Here is a 16,580-nt window from a genome sequence, read left to right as displayed (position 1 = left end):
GGCCAGGCGCCGCAGGTGGGCGGCCGGCGACTCGCCCGGCCGGGCCGGCCGCCCGCGGCGGGCCAGCCAGGCCTGCAGCCGCTGGATGCGCCAGACATCGCCCCGCCGCCCGACCGCCCAGCGATACAGCTCGCGCAGCCCCAGCGTGGCGAGCAGCGTGCCGCCCAGGCCCAGGGCGAGCCCCAGCGCGAGCGTCCAGGCCCCCAGCGCGACCAGGGCCGCCAGCCAGGCCTCCAGCGTGGCCAGCAGCTCCGCCAGCAGGCGATCGCGTGCCTCGCGGTGATAGCCGATCACCCCGCGTTGCCAGCGGTATTCCAGCCGCTCCCATTCCAGGCGCAGCTGGTTGGCCCAGCCGATCTCGCGCAGGCGCAGCGGCGAGAAGGGGGCATCCGCCAGGAAGGCCTCGCGGCCCTCGCGCACGGCCCCGGCGCCCTGCTCGATGCGTTCCGGGGCGATCGCCGCGGTGGGGTCGAGGCGCCGCCAGATCCCGTCCCGCCAGACCTCGACCCAGGCATGGGCATCGTACTCGCGCACCGTGAGGTGGCCATCGGGGTGTCGCTCGCCGCCCTGGAAGCCGGCCACGACCCGCGCCGGGATGCCCACCGTGCGGGCCAGCACGGCGGTCGCCGAGGCATAGTGGGAGCAGTATCCCGCCCGGGTCGTGAACAGGAAGTCGTCGACGCGGTCACGGCCGGTCAGTCGCGGCGGCGACAGGGTGTAGCGGAAGGGCGCCTCGCCGAAACGCGCCAGCACGGCTTGCAGGTAGCGCTCCGGGTCGGCCCCGCTGTCGCGCCACAGCCGCTCGGCCAATGCCCGGGTGCGGGGGTTGGTCTCGGCCGGCAGCAGGGTGTGCCAGATCGCGCCGGCGGGGTCCGGGTAGGCCGGCGGCGCCCCGCTGCTGGCGAGTCGCAGCAGGCTGCGGGCCCGCAGCGGCTCGCGGCCCTCCAGGGTGCCGTCGGCGAGGAAGCGCTGGGGCGAGTCGACCGCGCGGGGGGCCCCCAGGGAGGGTCGCCAGGGACGGCTGTCGGGCTCGAGCAGCAGTTCGAGGCGGTAGCGGGCGGCGGCGCCGGGCGGCGCCCAGGCGCTGCGCCGCCCCTCGCGGGCGAAGCGCGACAGCGGCAGCCCCAGGGTCGCCGCGAGTTGCGACGGCGTGGCGCGGGTCCAGCGCACGCCGTCGAAGTGCGAGAGGGTGTAGACCCGCCAGTAGCGCTGGCTGGGCGGCGGCGGCGGGCCCTCGAAGGCGGCCCGGAAGGCCCGGGCATCGCTGCGCGAGAGCTCGGCGATGTCGCCCGGGGCGATCTGGTCGCTGAGCCCGGTGGAGGCACGGCCCATCTGGGGCATGCTCCACAGCGGCTCCATGCGCGGGAAGACCAGGAACAGCACGGCCATCAGCGGCGCCGAGAGTCCCAGCAGCCAGGCGGTTTCCCGCCAGGCATGCCGGGCGTCCCGCGCCCCCGACAGCCAGACCAGCGACTGCAGCAGCCAGGCCAGCGTTCCCAGGGCGGCCAGGGCCATCAGCATGCCCTGGTCATGGAGGAAGGCCACGGTCACCGTGATCAGGCCGATCATCACCACGACCCGGGCATCGCGACGATTCTGGGTCTCCAGCAACTTGAGCAGGTAGATCCCCAGCAGCAGGCCGATCAGCGACTCCATGCCGCCGAAGCCGTCATAGTGCCCCCACAGCGCCAGCACCAGGCCGGCCACCGCCATCAGGCGCAGCACCAGGCTGGCGCGCGGCAGGTCGCGGCGCAGCTGGAGGTAGCGATAGCCGGCCACGGCGACCGCCATCACCGCCAGCCAGCCCGGCACCCAGGCCAGGTGCAGGGCCAGCACCAGGCACTGGCCGAGGAACAGCTGACGCAGCATGACGCCGCCGAGGCGGTGCCCGTCCGCCAGCAGCACCGGTGAGGACGGCCGGGCCGCGCGGTTCAAGGCGACAGCTCCGCCAGCCCCGGCGGCTGACAGCGTGCCAGGGCATCGAGGGCGGCGCGCCGCTGGGCCTCGCCTTCGCCCGGCGCCAGCACCTGGCCGGGCAGGCGCAGCCCATAGCGGTCGCCGGCCCGGTGGTGGGCCAGCACCCGACCGCAGAGCACCGAGAGGCGACGCTCGGGATCGCCGCGGCAGGCCTGGTAGTCGAGCCACAGGCTCTCGCGGGGCGGGGCCTCGAAGGCCTTGGTGGCCAGGGTGCCGGTGCGGCTCCACTGCTTCCAGGCCAGGCGGGTCGGGCTGTCGCCCTGCACGAAGCGGCGCAGCCCGGCGAAATCCCCGCTATCCAGCCCCTGCCCTTCGGGGCGGTGGGCGGACGCCTCCTCGACCAGGGGGCGGGGCCAGACCACGAGCTCGGTGTCGTGGTCCTGCCAGGCCATGGCCCGCACCAGGCCCAGGGGCCAGCGGGTCTCGAGGCGCAGCACCGGCAGCGCGACGACCCCGCGCCGCGGGGCCGGCACGGCCAGCTCGGTCTCGCCATGGCCGGCACAGATGTCCAGCTGGGCCGCCCGGCCCTCGGCGCTCACCCGCAGGGCCGTGCGCGGTCGCCGGGCGCTGGCGACGATCCCCAGGCGCGCCTCGCCGCCGGCGAAGACCTCGGCGGGCTGGCGCAGCGCGAGGCGCACCCCCAGCAGGTTGCGCCAGGCGCGGAAGATCACCACCACGCCCAGGGCGAACAGCCAGAAGGCCAGCGCATGGGCCAGGCTGTTCTGGTAGTTGATGCCGAACAGCACCAGCACGGGGATCAGTGCCGCCCAGCCCAGGCCGAAGCGGGTGGGCAGCAGGAAGAGGCGTTTCTGGGGCAGGGGCTCGCCCAACGGCGCGGACAGCCGGCCTTGCCAGTGCTGGCGCAGGCGCTCGCGCCAGGAGACGGGGCCGGAGCGCGCCAGGGTCATCGCACCACCGGCACCTGCTCGAGCAGCTGCCGCGCCGCGGCCTCGCCCGTCTCGCGGCGCCCGCTGCTCAGCCGATGCCCGGCCACCGGCACCCACACGGCCTGGACATCGTCGGGCAGCACGTGGTCGCGCCCCGCCAGCAGCGCCCAGGCCCGTGCGGCCCGCAGCAGCGACAGCACGCCTCGCGGCGAGAGCCCCCAGGACAGTTCCGGATGCTCGCGACTGGCCGCGGCCAGGGCCTGGAGATAGTCGAGCAGTGGATCGGCCACGTGGATGGTCTCGCAGCGATCCTGCCAGCGCCGCAGGATGCCGGCATCGAGCAGTGGCGGCAGCATCTCGAGGGTGGCCCGGCCGGCCCGCCCGCGCAGGATCTCGCGCTCGGCCCGGGGGTCGGGGTAGCCCAGCGAGAGCCGCATCAGGAAGCGGTCCAGCTGGGACTCCGGCAGCGGGAAGGTGCCGGCCTGCTCCTGGGGGTTCTGGGTGGCGATCACGAAGAAGGGATCGGGCAGGTCCCGGGTCTCCCCCTCCACCGTGACCCGGTTCTCCTCCATGGCCTCGAGCAGCGCGCTCTGGGTCTTGGGAGTGGCCCGGTTGATCTCGTCGGCCAGCACCAGGCCGTGGAAGATCGGCCCGGGGTGGAAGCGGAAGCTGGCCTCGCGGGGATCGAACACCGAGACGCCCAGCACGTCGGCGGGCAGCAGGTCGCTGGTGAACTGCAGCCGCTGCATGTCGAGGCCGGTGACCCGGGCCAGGGACTGGGCCAGGGTGGTCTTGCCCAGCCCCGGCAGGTCCTCGATCAGCAGGTGGCCGCGGGCCAGCAGGCAGCACAGCGCCAGGCGCACCTCCCGGGGCTTGCCCAGCACCACGCCCTCCAGGCCGGCGATCACCGCCGCCAGGCCCTCCCGTGCCACCGGCCGGTTCACGCGGCCCCCTCCAGCCAGCCCGCGGCGAGCATCGCCTCCACCGCCTGGCGGGTGTCCGGCGTGGCCCCCTCGAGGGCCAGGGCCTCGGCCGGCGGCAGCCAGAAGACCTCGGCGACTTCCTCCGCCTGCAGGCGCAGGGGGCCCTCGTAGTCGACCCGGTAGGCGCTGCAGAAGATATGGTTGCCCTCCCCGACATAGGTGAAGTCCAGGGCATGGCGCAGCGGCACGCCCTCGATGCCCAGTTCCTCGGCCAGCTCGCGACGGGCGGCGCGATGCACCGCCTCCCCGGCACCGACCACGCCGCCGGCGGCCAGGTCGAGCCCGCCGGGAAAGACCTCCTTGGTCAGGGTGCGCCGCTGCACGCAGAGCTCGCCCTGGCGGTTGCGCACGACGATGTAGGTGGCGCGATGCCAGTAGCGAAAGCGCCGCATGGTGGCCCGGGACGCGCTGCCGCAGGGCCGGTTGCGGGCATCCACCAGCTGGATGCTCTCGTCGGCGATCTGCGGGGCCGGCAGCGGCGGGGACGCCAGGGCATCGTCGGTCATGGCGGGTCTCCAGGGAAATGTCTTCAGCCTACTCAGTCAAGCCCGAAGCGTCACGTGCCGTGGGTCGCAGCGGCGGCACAGATCCGCTCGCGTCCGCGCCGCGGCCGAACGATCCCGGAGTCGGCGATGGCGCGGATCCTCGCTTGCGTGCAGTCTGAGGGATATGCCTGTGACGGCCCCACCCCCAGCATGCGGAGGCGACGATGCACGACCAACCAGCCGGAGAGACCGAGCACAAGCGGCAGGTGGACCTGGAGGGCGAGCGCGTCCACTGGGACCAGGACATGAGCTACGGCCAGTACCTGGGCCTCGAGACGCTGCTCGATTGCCAGCACCCGCGCTCCTCGCAGCACGACGAGATGCTGTTCATCGTCATCCACCAGGCCTCGGAGCTGTGGATGAAGCTGTGCCTGCACGAGGCCCACGGCGCCGCCGAGCACATCCGTCGCGACGCACTGCGCCCGGCATTCAAGATGCTGACCCGGGTCGCCCGCATCCAGGAGCAGCTGATCAAGGCCTGGGAGGTGCTGGTGACCATGACCCCGGCGGACTACTCCAGCTTCCGCGACGAGCTGGGCCAGAGTTCGGGCTTCCAGTCCTACCAGTACCGCGAGCTCGAGTTCCTGCTGGGCAACAAGAACGCACGGATGATCGAGGCCCACCGCGCCCACCCGGGGCACTACGCGCACCTGAAGGCGGTGCTCCAGGCGCCGAGCCTCTACGACATCGTGCTGCAACGGCTCGCCGCGCGGGGCTTCACCATTCCCGCGAGCCACCTCGAGCGCGACTGGGCCGAGCCCTACGCCGCCTCCCCCGAGGTCGAGGCGGCCTGGGCGGCGATCTATCGCGATACCACCACCCACTGGGACCTCTACGAGCTGGCCGAGAAACTGGTCGACCTGGAGTACAACTTCCAGAAGTGGCGCTTCAGCCACATGAAGACGGTGGAGCGCATCATCGGCTATCGCCGCGGCACCGGCGGCACGGCGGGGGTGAACTACCTGGTCAAGGCGCTGGACCTGCAGTTCTTCCCGGAGCTGTGGTCGGTGCGCACCTCGCTGTGAGGCCGGGCCCCTGCGACGCCGCCCAACGACGGGGCATATCGGCCTCAGGTCGGGGGATTTTGACCGGGCCGCTGGCAGCCACCATGCTCAAGGCAACCCGTGCATCGGAGGCGCGCCATGCAGGATCATGCTCCCCGCGACCGGCTGGCCACCCACCTGGTGATCAACCAGCCCGCCCCGGCCGAGGACCGCGACGCCCTGGCCGACGACCCGGCGCTGCAGGAGGCCCTGCGCCGGGAGGCCCCGGACTGGGTGGCCCGGCGCCTGGCGCCGCTGGGCCGGGAGGTCGGCAGCCGCCGCGTGCAGGCCCTCGGCGAGGCGGCCAACCGGCATCCCCCCGAGCTGCGCCTCTTCGACCGCCATGGCCGTCGCCTCGACGAGGTGGTCTACCACCCCGCCTATCATGAGCTGATGCACCTGGCCATGGACCATGGCTGGCAGGCGGTGGCCTGGCAGGAGGAGGGCCGCGGCGGCCATCAGGCCCACGTGGCCGCCCTCTACCTGCTGACCCAGGCCGAGCCCGGCTTCTGCTGCCCGGTGACCATGACCCATGCCGCCATGCCGGTGCTGCGCGCCTCGCCGGGCGTGCTGGCCGAGTGGTCGCCGGGCCTGCTGGCCTGGGACTACGACCCACGCGCCCTTCCCGCCGAGCGCAAGAGCGCCCTGACCTTCGGCATGGCGATGACCGAGAAGCAGGGCGGCAGCGACGTGCGCGCCAACACCACCCGCGCCGAGCGGGACGAGGACGGCTGGCGGCTGACCGGGCACAAGTGGTTCTGCAGCGCGCCCATGTCGGACGCCTTCCTGACCCTGGCCCAGACCGACGACGGCCTGGGCTGCTTCCTGGTGCCACGCTTCGCGCCGGACGGCAGCCGCAACCCCATCGAGCTGCAGCGCCTCAAGGACAAGTGCGGCAATCGCGCCAATGCCTCGGCGGAGATCGAGTATCGCGGCGCCTGGGCGGCGGCGGTGGGCGATCCCGGCCGCGGCGTGGCCACCATCCTGGCGATGGTCCAGCAGACCCGCCTGGATGCCGCCACCGCGCCGGTGGGCATGATGCGCCAGGCCCTGGTCGAGGCCTGGCGCCACGTGCAGGGCCGCCAGGCCTTCGGCAGGCGGCTGGCCGAGCAGCCGCTGATGCGCACCCTGGTGGCCGACCTCGCCCTGGAGGTGGAGGCCGGCGTGGCCCTCAGCCTGCGCACCGCCCGGGCCTTCGACGGCGCGGCGCGGGACGACGCCCACGAGAAGGCCCTGGCCCGCCTGCTGCCGGCCCTGGCCAAGTACTGGCACAACAAGCGCGCGCCCGGCTTCCTGGCCGAGGCCATGGAGTGCCTGGGCGGCATCGGCTACGTGGAGGAATCGCCGCTGGCGCGGCTCTACCGGGAGGCCCCGGTGAATTCCATCTGGGAGGGCTCGGGCAACGTGATCTGCCTGGACGTGCTGCGGGTGCTGGGGCGTCATCCCGAGGCCCGGGAGGCGATGACCCAAGAGTTCGCCGCGGTGAAGGGCGAATCCGCCGAGCTGGACCGCGCCCTGGCCGAGCTGGAGCGCCAACTCGACGATGCCCCCGAGGCACTGGAGCCCCGCGCCCGCTGGCTCACCCAACGCCTGGCCCAGTGCCTGCAGGCCGCCCTGCTGCTGCGTCACGCCCCCGCGCCGCTCGGCCAGGCCTTCTGCCGCTCGCGGCTCGGCGAGGCGGTGAGCCCCGCCTACGGGGTGCTGCCCCGGGAGGCGCCGCTCGACGCGATCCTCGCCCGCCTGCCCAGCTGATCCCCGCCCCTTGCGACACGGTACCCCTTGCCTGCCCCGGCCGGCCCGCTACCCTGAGGCCAGTTAACGGCCTCGCCTGCCCCCCACACAAGGATGCCCGCATGACGCGTCACCCGTTTCGCCTCGCCGCCGCCTGCCTGCTGGCCAGCGGCCTGCTGTCGCCCCTGGCCGCCGCCCACGAGCAGCAGGCCGAGGACCTGCGCATCGCCCATCCCTTCGCCACGCCCACGCCGCCGGGCGCGATGAGTGGCGGCGCCTATCTCGACCTCGAGGTGACCGGCGACCACCCGGCCGTGCTGACGGGCGCGCGCACCCCGGCCAGCGAGGTCGTCGAGGTCCACCACATGACCATGACGGACGGCACCATGCGCATGCGCCCGGTGCCGGAACTGCGTATCACGCCCGAGGCGCCGGTGCGGATGCGCCCCGGCGGCGGCCACCACCTGATGCTGATCGGCCTGAGCGGCCCGCTGGCCGAGGGCGACCACTTCCCGCTGACCCTGGAATTCGCCGAGCGCGGCGAGGTCGAGGTGGAGGTCTGGGTGCAGCACGCCGCCGAGGGCAGCGCCGCCGCCGACGGCCATCACGCTCACTGAACCACGTCTGGCGGCGCCTCCGTCTCAGTAGTGCACCGCCAGCCAGACGGTCTCGGTGTCCGGCGTCGTCCAGGCCACCCGATGCCGGCGGTGGGCGGGAATCACCAGGTGGTCGCCCGGGGCGAGACGCACCTCGTCGCCCCCCTCGAAGGCGAGCCGGGCCTCCCCCTTCAGCACCAGGACCCACTCGTCGTGGGCCTGGTCGTACCAGCCACCGCCGGCCGGCGAGGCCTGGCCCCGGGAAACGATGCGCTCGATGGTGACACGCTCGTTGCGGGCGAGGACCTCGAAGACCTCGTCGTCGACGGCCGCGGGCAGGTCGTCGAACAGGTTCGTCATGGTGCCTCCTGCAACCAGGCCTCGGCCTGTTCCTCCTCGTCCGGTTCGAACGCCTTGATGGTGAGCCCGGGGATCAGCGCGCCCTCGAGCTCGCTGGCCCGCCGAATCCAGTCCTGGCCGGCGATGACCGCCGCCCGGTCGAAGCGCCGGATGAAGCGGAACAGCCCCGGCAGGCGCGACATCTCGATGCCGATGGCGCCGAGGGTCGGCAGGTGGAAGTCCTCGACGCGATACAGCATGCGCCCGTGCTCGATGCCCTCCGACTGCGCGATGAGGTCGTCCAGCGCGGCGCGCATGGCCTCGCTGTCGAGCTTGCCGCCGAAGGTGATATCCAGGCGATCGTCGCCCTTGCGCTCTACTTGAAACATGACTGCCTCCTTGTCCTCGATGTGAATGTCCTCCAAAGGCCAGCCTAGTCCAGGCAACAAGCCCCAGCCTCCTCGCCGAGACGTCCGTCTCAGCGAGCCGGCTGGCGGGCCTGCTCGCGACGCTTCTGGGCCAGGTAGGTCGCCTCGTCCAGTTCGTGGAGCTGCCGCGGGTAGCGCTCCGTCGCCGCGAACCAGCGCCGCAGCCGGGTCTCGAGACGGCCGGACGCGGGCAGGGAGAGCGTCGCGAGGTGGACCTCCAGGGCCAGGTAGAAGCGCATCACGTTGCGCTCGATCATGCCGCGCACGCCTCCCACGTAGCGCGGGGAACCATCCGCCTCGCGTCCCACCACCGTGAAGCCGACCCGGTCCCGGCCCACGGAGTTGAAATAGGCCCACAGGGCGAGGCGCGCGGGCGTGCCATAGGCCAGCGAATAGCGCAGGTGGACCAGGCTCGCCGCCTCGCCGTCCGGCATCGCCTGCAGCCTCAGGCGGAAGTCGCGGGTGCCATAGGGCCCCTGGTCGCCCTCCAGGCCGAGGGAAAGGTACTGGGGAAGCACCGCCCGGACCTCCAGGGTCAGGTCGATACGCTGTGCCTCCTCGAGGGGCTGGAAGCCTCGCCGGCCCACATGGACGCTCAGGGCATCGGCCCCCTCGGCATGCGACTGGTGCCGGCAGGCCTCGACGTTGAGGTGCAGGAACAGGATCTCGCACCAGGCCGCCGCCGAGGTGAGCTCCCCCGCCAGCACCGGCAAGGGCCGGGAGATGCGGGCATAGATGCTGCCGCTGACGCCGTAGGGGCGTGCCTCCGAGACGACACTGAGCGGCGCCTCGAAGGGCGAGGCGGCGATGGCCTCGCGCCAGCGCTCGCGGGTCGCCGCATCCTGGGCCGCGGCCGGTCCCCCCAGCAGGCACGACAGCGCCAGGCAAAGGACGATCCGGGTGAGGCGCCGCCAGCCAGGCGTGGGAGGGGCCATTCGGGCAAGGTGGGAGTGGGGCATCGCGAGGGCCCACGACAGGGAGATATCTTCATCCTAGCCAAGCCCTCCCCCGGCGGCTTGTTGAACACGGGCGCAGCGCCATCTGATGTAGGGCCTGCCGCGCCGAACCATCCCGACTGAGCGGCGAAGGGCACACTGCGATAGGCCCCTTCGGCGCCTCGCCGGCGCCTGACTGCCCGAAGCGTTCCTCCACGGGGCACGAAGACGGTCTCCTTGCGCCAGCCGGTCAGGCGGCGCACCCCGCGGTAGAAGAGGACATAGCCGATGGCCAGAGACGGCAAGACCACCAGATGGAGAATCGCCATCCAGACGATGTCCGAAGCCCCCAGCGATTCCTGCTCTGCCCCCAGGAAGCCCAGACCCACCAGCGTGAATTTGCCACTCATGGAAAACAGCGCAAACCACAAGCCGTGCATCAGGTGCGCGCCGGGGGATGGTAAGAAGATCTTTCGCCCGGGGCAGGGTGGGCTGACAGGGCGTACAGGTGATTGCTCTGGTGGGGTTAGCGCCTCATGATATGGGCTCTTTGGTCCTAACTGTTTCCCTACCCAGCCGGACGTGCCCAGGATGATTCAAGCTCCCCATATAGATGCCCTTAACCAGATTCTACCCGAAGACCCCCTGTTGATGATGGGGGCCGGCCCGGTACCCATTCCTGGTCCGGTGGCAGCGGCGAATGGCATTGTCATTAACCACCTGGGTGAGACCATGGCGCGCATCATCGATCAGGTGAAGCGGATGGGGCGTTATATCTTCCAGACCGAATCGCCCTGGCTGATGGGCGTGGCAGGGCCGGGATCGGCCGCAATGGAGATGGCCGTTACCAACCTGGTGTGGCCGGACACCCGGGTACTGTGCGTCTGCAATGGCTTCTTCTCACAGCGCCTGGCCGAAATGGCCCGGCGCGCCGGCGGAGAGGTTGAGCGCTTGCAGGTCGATGAAGGTTGCAGAGCCGATGTCAGTCGCATTGAAGACATTCTGCAAACCTTTGAACCGGAAGTGATGACCATCGTTCAGGGCGAGACCTCGAACACCACCCATAACAAAGACCTGGCTGCCATCGGCGCTCTGGCTCAACGGTACAACTGCCGCCTGATTGTGGATGCGGTCTGCACGCTCAGCACCATGGAACTGAACATGGACGACTGGGGCATCGATGTGGTGATTACCGGTGGCCAGAAGGGCCTGAGCTCGATTCCCGGCGTCTCTCTGGTCGCCTTCTCCGAACACGCCTGGCAGCGTATTCTGCAACGCCCGGTGCCGATGCCGCACTGGACGCTGGACGCCCTGCTCGCGACCCGGTTCTGGCATGAAGCCTCCTATCATTACACCGCGCCGGTGTCTGGTCTGCTGGCCTTGCACGAAGCCATGCGTCTGGTCTGCGAGGAGACCCTGGAGCGTCGTTTTCAACGCCACCGCAAGAGCAGCCTGGCGTTGCAGGGTGGCATAGAGGCGTTGGGGCTTTCGCTTTACGTGCCCACCGAAGCCCGGCTTAATTCTGTGGTGGGTATTGCCTTGCCCGAGGGGCTGGATTCAAAGGCAGTCTGCTCCCACATCTCGCGTCACTTTCGGGTTGAGATTGCCGGTTCCTTTGGCCCGCCCATCGTACGCATCGGTCAAATGGGTGAGCAGTGCCGGGTGCATAACCTGTTTCGCACGCTGCATGCCTTGGGTTCAACGTTTAACGCCCTCGGTCACCCGGTGGACTTACCGGCTGGCATGGCCGCCCTGGAGAACCATCTGCAAGCCCTGTCGGCCGAAGAGTAAGGTAGCCAGAAACAATCAGGGACAGGTACAGATTAGAGCCAGAGGAGGCACGCAAACTTCCAAGGACAGGAGAGTCGCCACTACCCGATATGCTACCGCCGGGTCAGAAAACAGCTCGCCGGCCTTGGCGAAAATTAAGGCACAGCGTCCTTGCCGTGCGGTATATCCTTCGATGTTTCAGGGCCTCGGTGAAACCGGCGGCCACCGAGGCTCTCGACATGTCGGGCTAGGTGTCATTTCGCTCCGACGGGCTGTCCGACGAAGCCGCCTCGGGGCGCTCCACGAAACGCACGTTCCTGGTCGGCGCATGCGCGTAGGCGTTTACGTCTTCGGGTTCGGCGGCGTAGCTGTCCTCGTAGCCCGGCACCGACTTTGCCATCAGGTCGGGGCGGCTGCCCCAAGGGGCGGCGTTCACTTTCTGATGATGCTCGTCGCGAAGGCGTGTCAGTTCCTTCTCATCCACGCTGGCGTAGAGGTCGCGCCAGTAGGTGGCCGGGCGGCCACGCTTGCCGGCCTCGTCGAAGGCCCGGGTGGTCGGGTCGAGTTGACGGAAAGGCTCCAGCCGGGGAATGTCCGGCAGCGGCTGGCTGACGTCCATGAAGCGGCTCAGCATATCCCACATGGCGTAGCGCTCGGCGATGCTGCCGGTATCGGTGGGAAAAGTGAATTCCAACGGCAAGCCGCTGCGCTTGTCCTTGCTGAACTGCGGATAGCGATGGCGCACCTTGAGGGTGTGACGCTGATTGCCCTTCATGTCAGCGGCCATCTCGATAAAGGCATCGAACTCGTAGAAGGGGAAATTGCCCTGGAAGCTCTTGACCAGGCCGGAGCGGCGGCAGAAAGAGACATCATCCGACCAGTTCTGGTTACTCTTGTAGAAACGAATACTCTGAGTCTCGTAGAGTCTCCTCAGCAACGTAGAAACACTACAAACCCCAGCAACACTCAATGGAATAACAAGCATGGAAAAGGAGAAGCCGTTCTTAGGCCAAAACAGTTCCGCAAAAACTTCCACCCCCAAGACTACTAATGCCGCGCCTAACCCCCCCCCCATGCGCCCCCCCGGCCCAATAAAGCTAAGAAGGTGCGTCCAGAAAACGAACCAGAAACGAAATAAGCGATAGATCAGGCTAATATCTTCATCAACGAACTGCGACCAGCGTAACTCGTTGATCATCGAATAGTCGTGAAAATCCTTCTCCCCCATGTACTCATACTTACGATACCAGGCTTCCGAATACTCATATTCGAATTCTGAAGGATTGACGCCAATATAATGCCCCCAAGGCAGACGCGCCATATCGAAGGCGTCACCCAGCTTGCCGAGCTTGCCCTTGGGGGGCGGCGGCGCCTGGCGGGGAATACGATCGGCCGTGAAGGCCGTCTCCTCGTACCCTTGCTGTTCTTCCGGCTGCGCGGCATCGGTCATGTCCTGCCTCCTTGCTTGTTCCAGCGTTTTAGCTCGCCAACAACCTTAAAGGCACGCTACCGCTGGGGCAGACGGCAGCGTGCCTTCCCTAGCGAGAATATGTAGGCACGGCATCCTTGCCGTGCGATATGTCGTTCAGTGAAAGCGGTGCCCAAGTAAGAGGCAATCAGGCTGAGAGCGTCGTTTCCTCGGCATAGACCTCGGCGAAGATGGCGGTAATGGGCCGGTTGGGCTGCTGGGCCTGACGCCGGCGAACTTCCGCCGAGAGGCGCTTGAGCTCATCGCTGGGCGGGACCCACTGTTCCCTGGGGAGCGGCTGCGACCAGTCCTCGAGGCTCGCCGGCAGGGTCTTGCGTCCGGCTTTCTGGATGGCGCGGATTTCCCACTCGGCGAGGTGGAAGGGAATCGTCCACAGGTCAATAATGTGCCACAGGTACCACATGGCCACCTTGAACAGGCCGATCTCGCCGTCGCGATGGCGGCGATGCAGGCGTTGGCGGGCGCGATGGAAGGTATGCACGCCCTCGTGGGGCGGATCACCGGGGCGATGCAGGCCGTGCGGATCCTGAATCTCCTCGCGGGTATGCACCTCGTATTCCATGTAGGCCCGCACCGACTCCCACAGCCCCATCGCCAGCGGCAGGCCGGGCTGCTGCAGTTCGAGGAAGTGCTGCTGCCCCGTCTCGGGATCGATAAAGCCGAGCCCCAGGCCATATTGGCGCTGCACGCCGTACTGAGTGGCGCCCTGGGCCTGAGTTACCCAGGCCGCCACGCTTTCCCAGGGCACAATTATTGGCGGCTTACCACCGCCCGGCGCAAAGGCGACCTCACGGCGCTGGCGATGGAAGCGGGTAGGGACGTCGTTGCGAAACTTGAAGTGGTATTGGGCTTTGATAAACAAAGCCAAGGCAAGGATAAGCCCCCCCCCCCATAGTCCTATTCCCAGAGTAATATCGAAGAAGGCTATAAACTCACTGGCAAAAGGGAGCTCTTCGCTAGAAGTCATCCACCCGAGTACCAAAGGGGTAACCACAACAATCCACAGAGAACCAATGAAGGGTATCCCTAAAGTAAACTGCCAAGTAAAGGGGGTGGGAAGACTCCCCCCGAAGTCCAGATAGGCATCGTTGACCTCGCCGATGGCCTGATTGAAGTCCACGGGCGCCGAGCCCGTGGGCAAGGGAACAGGCGACAGGTAACTGACCTTGCCGCCTGGAAATGATTCAATATCACCGGCCCGATGGGGCTGGGCCATATCGGGGCGCGGCGTCTGGGGTTTGTTGCCTGCCATGATTATGCCTTGGATCAAGTAAGAAGAAGAGGATCGATTTCCTGCCAGGGCGCCGGCTCGCCACGCACGGTCACTTCCGATGGCGTATAGATTCCCTCGCCGCCAGCTAAAGAAACGCGGATATGATAGTCAGTGGGTCGATATTGGCCGTCTTTATCCAGGGTCTCGACCCGGATCGCCATAACGGTATCATGGTAGCGCCAATCTCCCTCACCCACCGGCTCCGGTCTGGGAAAACCGAGCGTCAGAGGCGCTTGATCTTCCAGATCGAGCTGGAGATCGACTTGACTGGTTGCGGGATACCAGAATTCACGCGGGCCTGGTCCCGCGTTCGAGCGCACCTGATAGCAGGCCAGCGACAGTGTATATGGCGGCTTACCGCCAAAGGGGGCGATAATATCCTGCAAGCCGATGGGAGGAAGGCTAAGGTCAAAATCCACCGACTTTAGGCCTTCGAGCCGATTCTTCCACCAGCTCTCGAATTCCTCGATGCTGACATTAATCCTTGGTGCTTGTGCAATTGCCTGTAGCTGAGACTGATAAGCCTCAAGCGAGTCATCACGGGCTTGTTCCGCATCCTGACTCCAGGGGGTAGAGAGTAGCCATTGGTCATGGCGGCTAGTGCTGTAACGGTTATAGAACCAACTGCCTCCCAGTTCGAGTACGGTAAACAGCGCTCCGGCGAGGTTAAATCGCCAGAACACTGATCCCAGTCGAGCACCGGCAGCGGCCCACTCAACGCCACGGAACGCTACGGAAAAGCCTGTATGAAGGGTATGGGTCAAGCCATAGACATTAGCCCCCAGCATGCCTCCGGCACCTGCCATACTGGCCATGGCAGCACTCTGAGCACTTTGGTCGCCACTACGAACAGCCTCCTGCCAAGTACTATATCGACTTGAAAGGCTAAAGTAAGAAGCAAAAACGCCTGCGACGTAAGTCATGCCTCCCAAGAAAATATGCAGCTTACCTAGTGAGTTCGCGACCTTTAGGGCACCGGCATCATTAAGGGCATCGGCTAGTGCCTTCACCCTTAGATCTAGGGCGGTATCCATGATGCCCTGAGCCGCAAGAAACCCAGCAGAACTTGTAGCAACAAATGATTTAATAACATCGATACGCGTCGTTGATCGATTCGACCCAGTACCACTCTGATAGTCTTGGTATGTATGCCAGAAAGTAACCACCTGAGCAGCAAAAACTAGCAAGCCAAGACCATCTCCGACCAGGCTTGCCTTGGGTGCCGCCGCAACCCCTTGTCGAATGTTACGGATCAATCCGCCTACCTCGGCCTGCTGGGCCGCCGGCAGCACCAGCGTCAGGCCGGCGCGCCCCGGGGCGGCACCGGCGACACGGACGCTATCCTCGGGAAGCTCCTCAATTGGGCTTAACGCTTGTGCGAGTTTCGGTTCGTGTACCGTCTGCAGCTCCTGGCGTATGCGCTTGAACTTCTCGAGTAGAGCCTTCGCTTCAGGGGAAGAATGCCCAGCGTTTGCCTTGACGATATTGCGACGCTTGCGAAGCTCGTCGAGCTCTTCCCGCAGCGCCAGGACGCGCTGCATGGTGCGCCGAAAGTTATCCAGCTCCTCGCGTGACGCCACCACGAAACTGGCGCCCGTACGATGGGCAGCGTCGAGGATCCTCGCGGGCAACGCCTTGGGGAGGCGCCGAAACAGTTCCTCCAGGTCGGGCACCGTGTCACGGTTGATACTCTGGTGGAACTCGTCCATGACCTGGGCGATGCCCCGCGAGATCGCCGGCGCAAAGGGCTGATGGGCGCTCTCGGCGATGACCTGGGTATCCTCGGGTAGCTGATCCACTGCCGGCAGTCGACCTGACTCGATCGCGTTGAGCTCATCCCACAGGTCCTTGGCCTTGAGCACGGTCCCGTAACCGGCATTGGTGATCGTCGAATACTGGCCGATGAAGTCACTCTGGTCGGCGAGCGGCAGGGTATGAAACAGCGGCCGATCGTAGTGCGGCGCCTCTTCCAGCCAGTCGGCCACACGTTCGGTCGCCTCATCGCTGCGGCAGATATCCTTCAGACATCCATACTGGGCCTTGAAGCCCTCATGGATCTGGTCCGTGTTTTGCGCATCGAAGTACCAGGCGGCAGTGTGGAAACGCGTGCTGCACAGCATATCGGCGCGATCGTCGGACAGGGCGTCGAGCGTCGTATTCCAGCGCTGCAGCCGCGGACGCTGCTCGGCGAGAAATGCATCCATGCGTTCGCGATCGATCAGCTCATTGATGCCCCGCTCTCCGATCTGGCTGCCTTCCAGAAGCGCCTTGAGCCGCTCGTTATGCTGTCGTTTCATGGAAAGCAGAGCATCGCTATGCTGATCCACGAAGTCACGCCCCAGGCCGTCGCTGAGGCTATCCTCGACATAATAACGGCGCACCTCTTCCTGCAGGCGATAGGCAATGTCGCGGGCATTGGCGCGGTCCGCCTCGCTTCGCATCTCCTGCAGGCGCCCCTTAAGATCCTCGGGCAAGTCCGGGTCATAGGAATGGGGTAACTCACCCGTGTTGCTATCCCGATTAAGGAAATCGAGCAGGCTCTGGCGCACCTCGCCCTGGCGGGGTTCCTCCATCGCGGCAACAT

14 protein-coding genes are annotated in these 16,580 nt (G+C 67.4%); 4 read left to right on the top strand and 10 right to left on the bottom strand.

What is annotated here, in order from left to right; all coding sequences use genetic code 11:
- The 4 genes from QWY76_RS00805 to QWY76_RS00790 form a co-directional block, all read right to left on the bottom strand.
- A partial coding sequence (locus tag QWY76_RS00805; RefSeq protein WP_290309212.1) for a transglutaminase TgpA family protein occupies positions 1-1,935 on the bottom strand: 1,935 nt, incomplete at its 3' end.
- A complete protein-coding gene (locus tag QWY76_RS00800) occupies positions 1,932-2,885 on the bottom strand; it encodes a DUF58 domain-containing protein (protein WP_290309211.1) in 954 nt (317 codons plus the stop codon). The genes QWY76_RS00805 and QWY76_RS00800, both read right to left, overlap by 4 nt.
- On the bottom strand, positions 2,882-3,808 hold the full coding sequence (locus QWY76_RS00795) for an AAA family ATPase (protein WP_290309210.1): 927 nt from the start codon (positions 3,806-3,808) through the stop codon (positions 2,882-2,884). The genes QWY76_RS00800 and QWY76_RS00795 overlap by 4 nt, the downstream gene beginning before the upstream one ends.
- On the bottom strand, positions 3,805-4,353 hold the full coding sequence (locus QWY76_RS00790; RefSeq protein ID WP_290309209.1) for an NUDIX hydrolase: 549 nt from the start codon (positions 4,351-4,353) through the stop codon (positions 3,805-3,807). Before QWY76_RS00790 ends, QWY76_RS00795 begins: the two co-directional genes overlap by 4 nt.
- Before the next feature lie 203 nt (positions 4,354-4,556).
- Between QWY76_RS00790 and kynA the strand changes: the two genes are divergently transcribed.
- The 3 genes from kynA (at position 4,557) to QWY76_RS00775 (ending at position 7,783) form a co-directional block, all read left to right on the top strand.
- The gene (gene kynA, locus QWY76_RS00785) at positions 4,557-5,417 is read left to right on the top strand and encodes a tryptophan 2,3-dioxygenase (protein WP_290309208.1); all 861 of its coding nucleotides are present in this window, start codon (positions 4,557-4,559) and stop codon (positions 5,415-5,417) included.
- A 117-nt stretch (positions 5,418-5,534) separates the two neighbouring features.
- The gene (locus QWY76_RS00780) at positions 5,535-7,187 is read left to right on the top strand and encodes an acyl-CoA dehydrogenase family protein (RefSeq protein ID WP_290309207.1); all 1,653 of its coding nucleotides are present in this window, start codon (positions 5,535-5,537) and stop codon (positions 7,185-7,187) included.
- A gap of 101 nt (positions 7,188-7,288) precedes the next feature.
- Entirely contained in the window at positions 7,289-7,783 is a 495-nt protein-coding gene (locus QWY76_RS00775) for a copper chaperone PCu(A)C (protein ID WP_290309206.1), read from the top strand.
- 24 nt (positions 7,784-7,807) lie between these two features.
- Here the strand turns inward: QWY76_RS00775 and QWY76_RS00770 are convergent, their stop codons facing one another.
- The 3 genes from QWY76_RS00770 to QWY76_RS00760 form a co-directional block, all read right to left on the bottom strand.
- The gene (locus tag QWY76_RS00770) at positions 7,808-8,122 is read right to left on the bottom strand and encodes a cupin domain-containing protein (protein ID WP_290309205.1); all 315 of its coding nucleotides are present in this window, start codon (positions 8,120-8,122) and stop codon (positions 7,808-7,810) included.
- The gene (locus tag QWY76_RS00765; protein WP_290309204.1) at positions 8,119-8,490 is read right to left on the bottom strand and encodes a SpoIIAA family protein; all 372 of its coding nucleotides are present in this window, start codon (positions 8,488-8,490) and stop codon (positions 8,119-8,121) included. The genes QWY76_RS00770 and QWY76_RS00765 overlap by 4 nt, the downstream gene beginning before the upstream one ends.
- A gap of 89 nt (positions 8,491-8,579) precedes the next feature.
- Positions 8,580-9,488 carry a hypothetical protein gene (locus QWY76_RS00760; protein ID WP_290309203.1) on the bottom strand — a complete coding sequence of 303 codons (909 nt, stop codon included), beginning with the start codon at positions 9,486-9,488 and terminating at the stop codon, positions 8,580-8,582.
- A gap of 567 nt (positions 9,489-10,055) precedes the next feature.
- Here QWY76_RS00760 and QWY76_RS00755 point away from each other — a divergent pair.
- Positions 10,056-11,255: a pyridoxal-phosphate-dependent aminotransferase family protein gene (locus tag QWY76_RS00755; protein WP_290309202.1), complete on the top strand. Its 1,200-nt coding sequence runs from the start codon at positions 10,056-10,058 to the stop codon at positions 11,253-11,255.
- A 226-nt stretch (positions 11,256-11,481) separates the two neighbouring features.
- Here the strand turns inward: QWY76_RS00755 and QWY76_RS00750 are convergent, their stop codons facing one another.
- From QWY76_RS00750 to QWY76_RS00740, 3 genes are all read right to left on the bottom strand, one after another.
- Entirely contained in the window at positions 11,482-12,684 is a 1,203-nt protein-coding gene (locus tag QWY76_RS00750; RefSeq protein WP_290309201.1) for a hypothetical protein, read from the bottom strand.
- 166 nt (positions 12,685-12,850) lie between these two features.
- Entirely contained in the window at positions 12,851-13,975 is a 1,125-nt protein-coding gene (locus tag QWY76_RS00745) for a hypothetical protein (protein ID WP_290309200.1), read from the bottom strand.
- Between the two features lie 14 nt (positions 13,976-13,989).
- A partial coding sequence (locus tag QWY76_RS00740; protein WP_290309199.1) for a serine--tRNA ligase occupies positions 13,990-16,580 on the bottom strand: 2,591 nt, incomplete at its 5' end.

It is taken from the genome of Halomonas maura (genome assembly GCF_030409305.1).
GTDB lineage: Bacteria > Pseudomonadota > Gammaproteobacteria > Pseudomonadales > Halomonadaceae > Halomonas > Halomonas maura.
This window is presented reverse-complemented; position numbering and strand designations above follow the sequence as displayed.

Bases quoted from the DNA above. Each gene is read 5' to 3' on its own strand.
- QWY76_RS00800 (WP_290309211.1), bottom strand. From the start codon at position 2,885: ATGACCCTGGCGCGCTCCGGCCCCGTCTCCTGGCGCGAGCGCCTGCGC.
- QWY76_RS00790 (WP_290309209.1), bottom strand. From the start codon at position 4,353: ATGACCGACGATGCCCTGGCGTCCCCGCCGCTGCCGGCCCCGCAGATC.
- kynA (WP_290309208.1), top strand. From the start codon at position 4,557: ATGCACGACCAACCAGCCGGAGAGACCGAGCACAAGCGGCAGGTGGAC.
- QWY76_RS00780 (WP_290309207.1), top strand. From the start codon at position 5,535: ATGCAGGATCATGCTCCCCGCGACCGGCTGGCCACCCACCTGGTGATC.
- QWY76_RS00775 (WP_290309206.1), top strand. From the start codon at position 7,289: ATGACGCGTCACCCGTTTCGCCTCGCCGCCGCCTGCCTGCTGGCCAGC.
- QWY76_RS00770 (WP_290309205.1), bottom strand. From the start codon at position 8,122: ATGACGAACCTGTTCGACGACCTGCCCGCGGCCGTCGACGACGAGGTC.
- QWY76_RS00765 (WP_290309204.1), bottom strand. From the start codon at position 8,490: ATGTTTCAAGTAGAGCGCAAGGGCGACGATCGCCTGGATATCACCTTC.
- QWY76_RS00760 (WP_290309203.1), bottom strand. From the start codon at position 9,488: ATGCCCCACTCCCACCTTGCCCGAATGGCCCCTCCCACGCCTGGCTGG.
- QWY76_RS00755 (WP_290309202.1), top strand. From the start codon at position 10,056: ATGATTCAAGCTCCCCATATAGATGCCCTTAACCAGATTCTACCCGAA.
- QWY76_RS00750 (WP_290309201.1), bottom strand. From the start codon at position 12,684: ATGACCGATGCCGCGCAGCCGGAAGAACAGCAAGGGTACGAGGAGACG.
- QWY76_RS00745 (WP_290309200.1), bottom strand. From the start codon at position 13,975: ATGGCAGGCAACAAACCCCAGACGCCGCGCCCCGATATGGCCCAGCCC.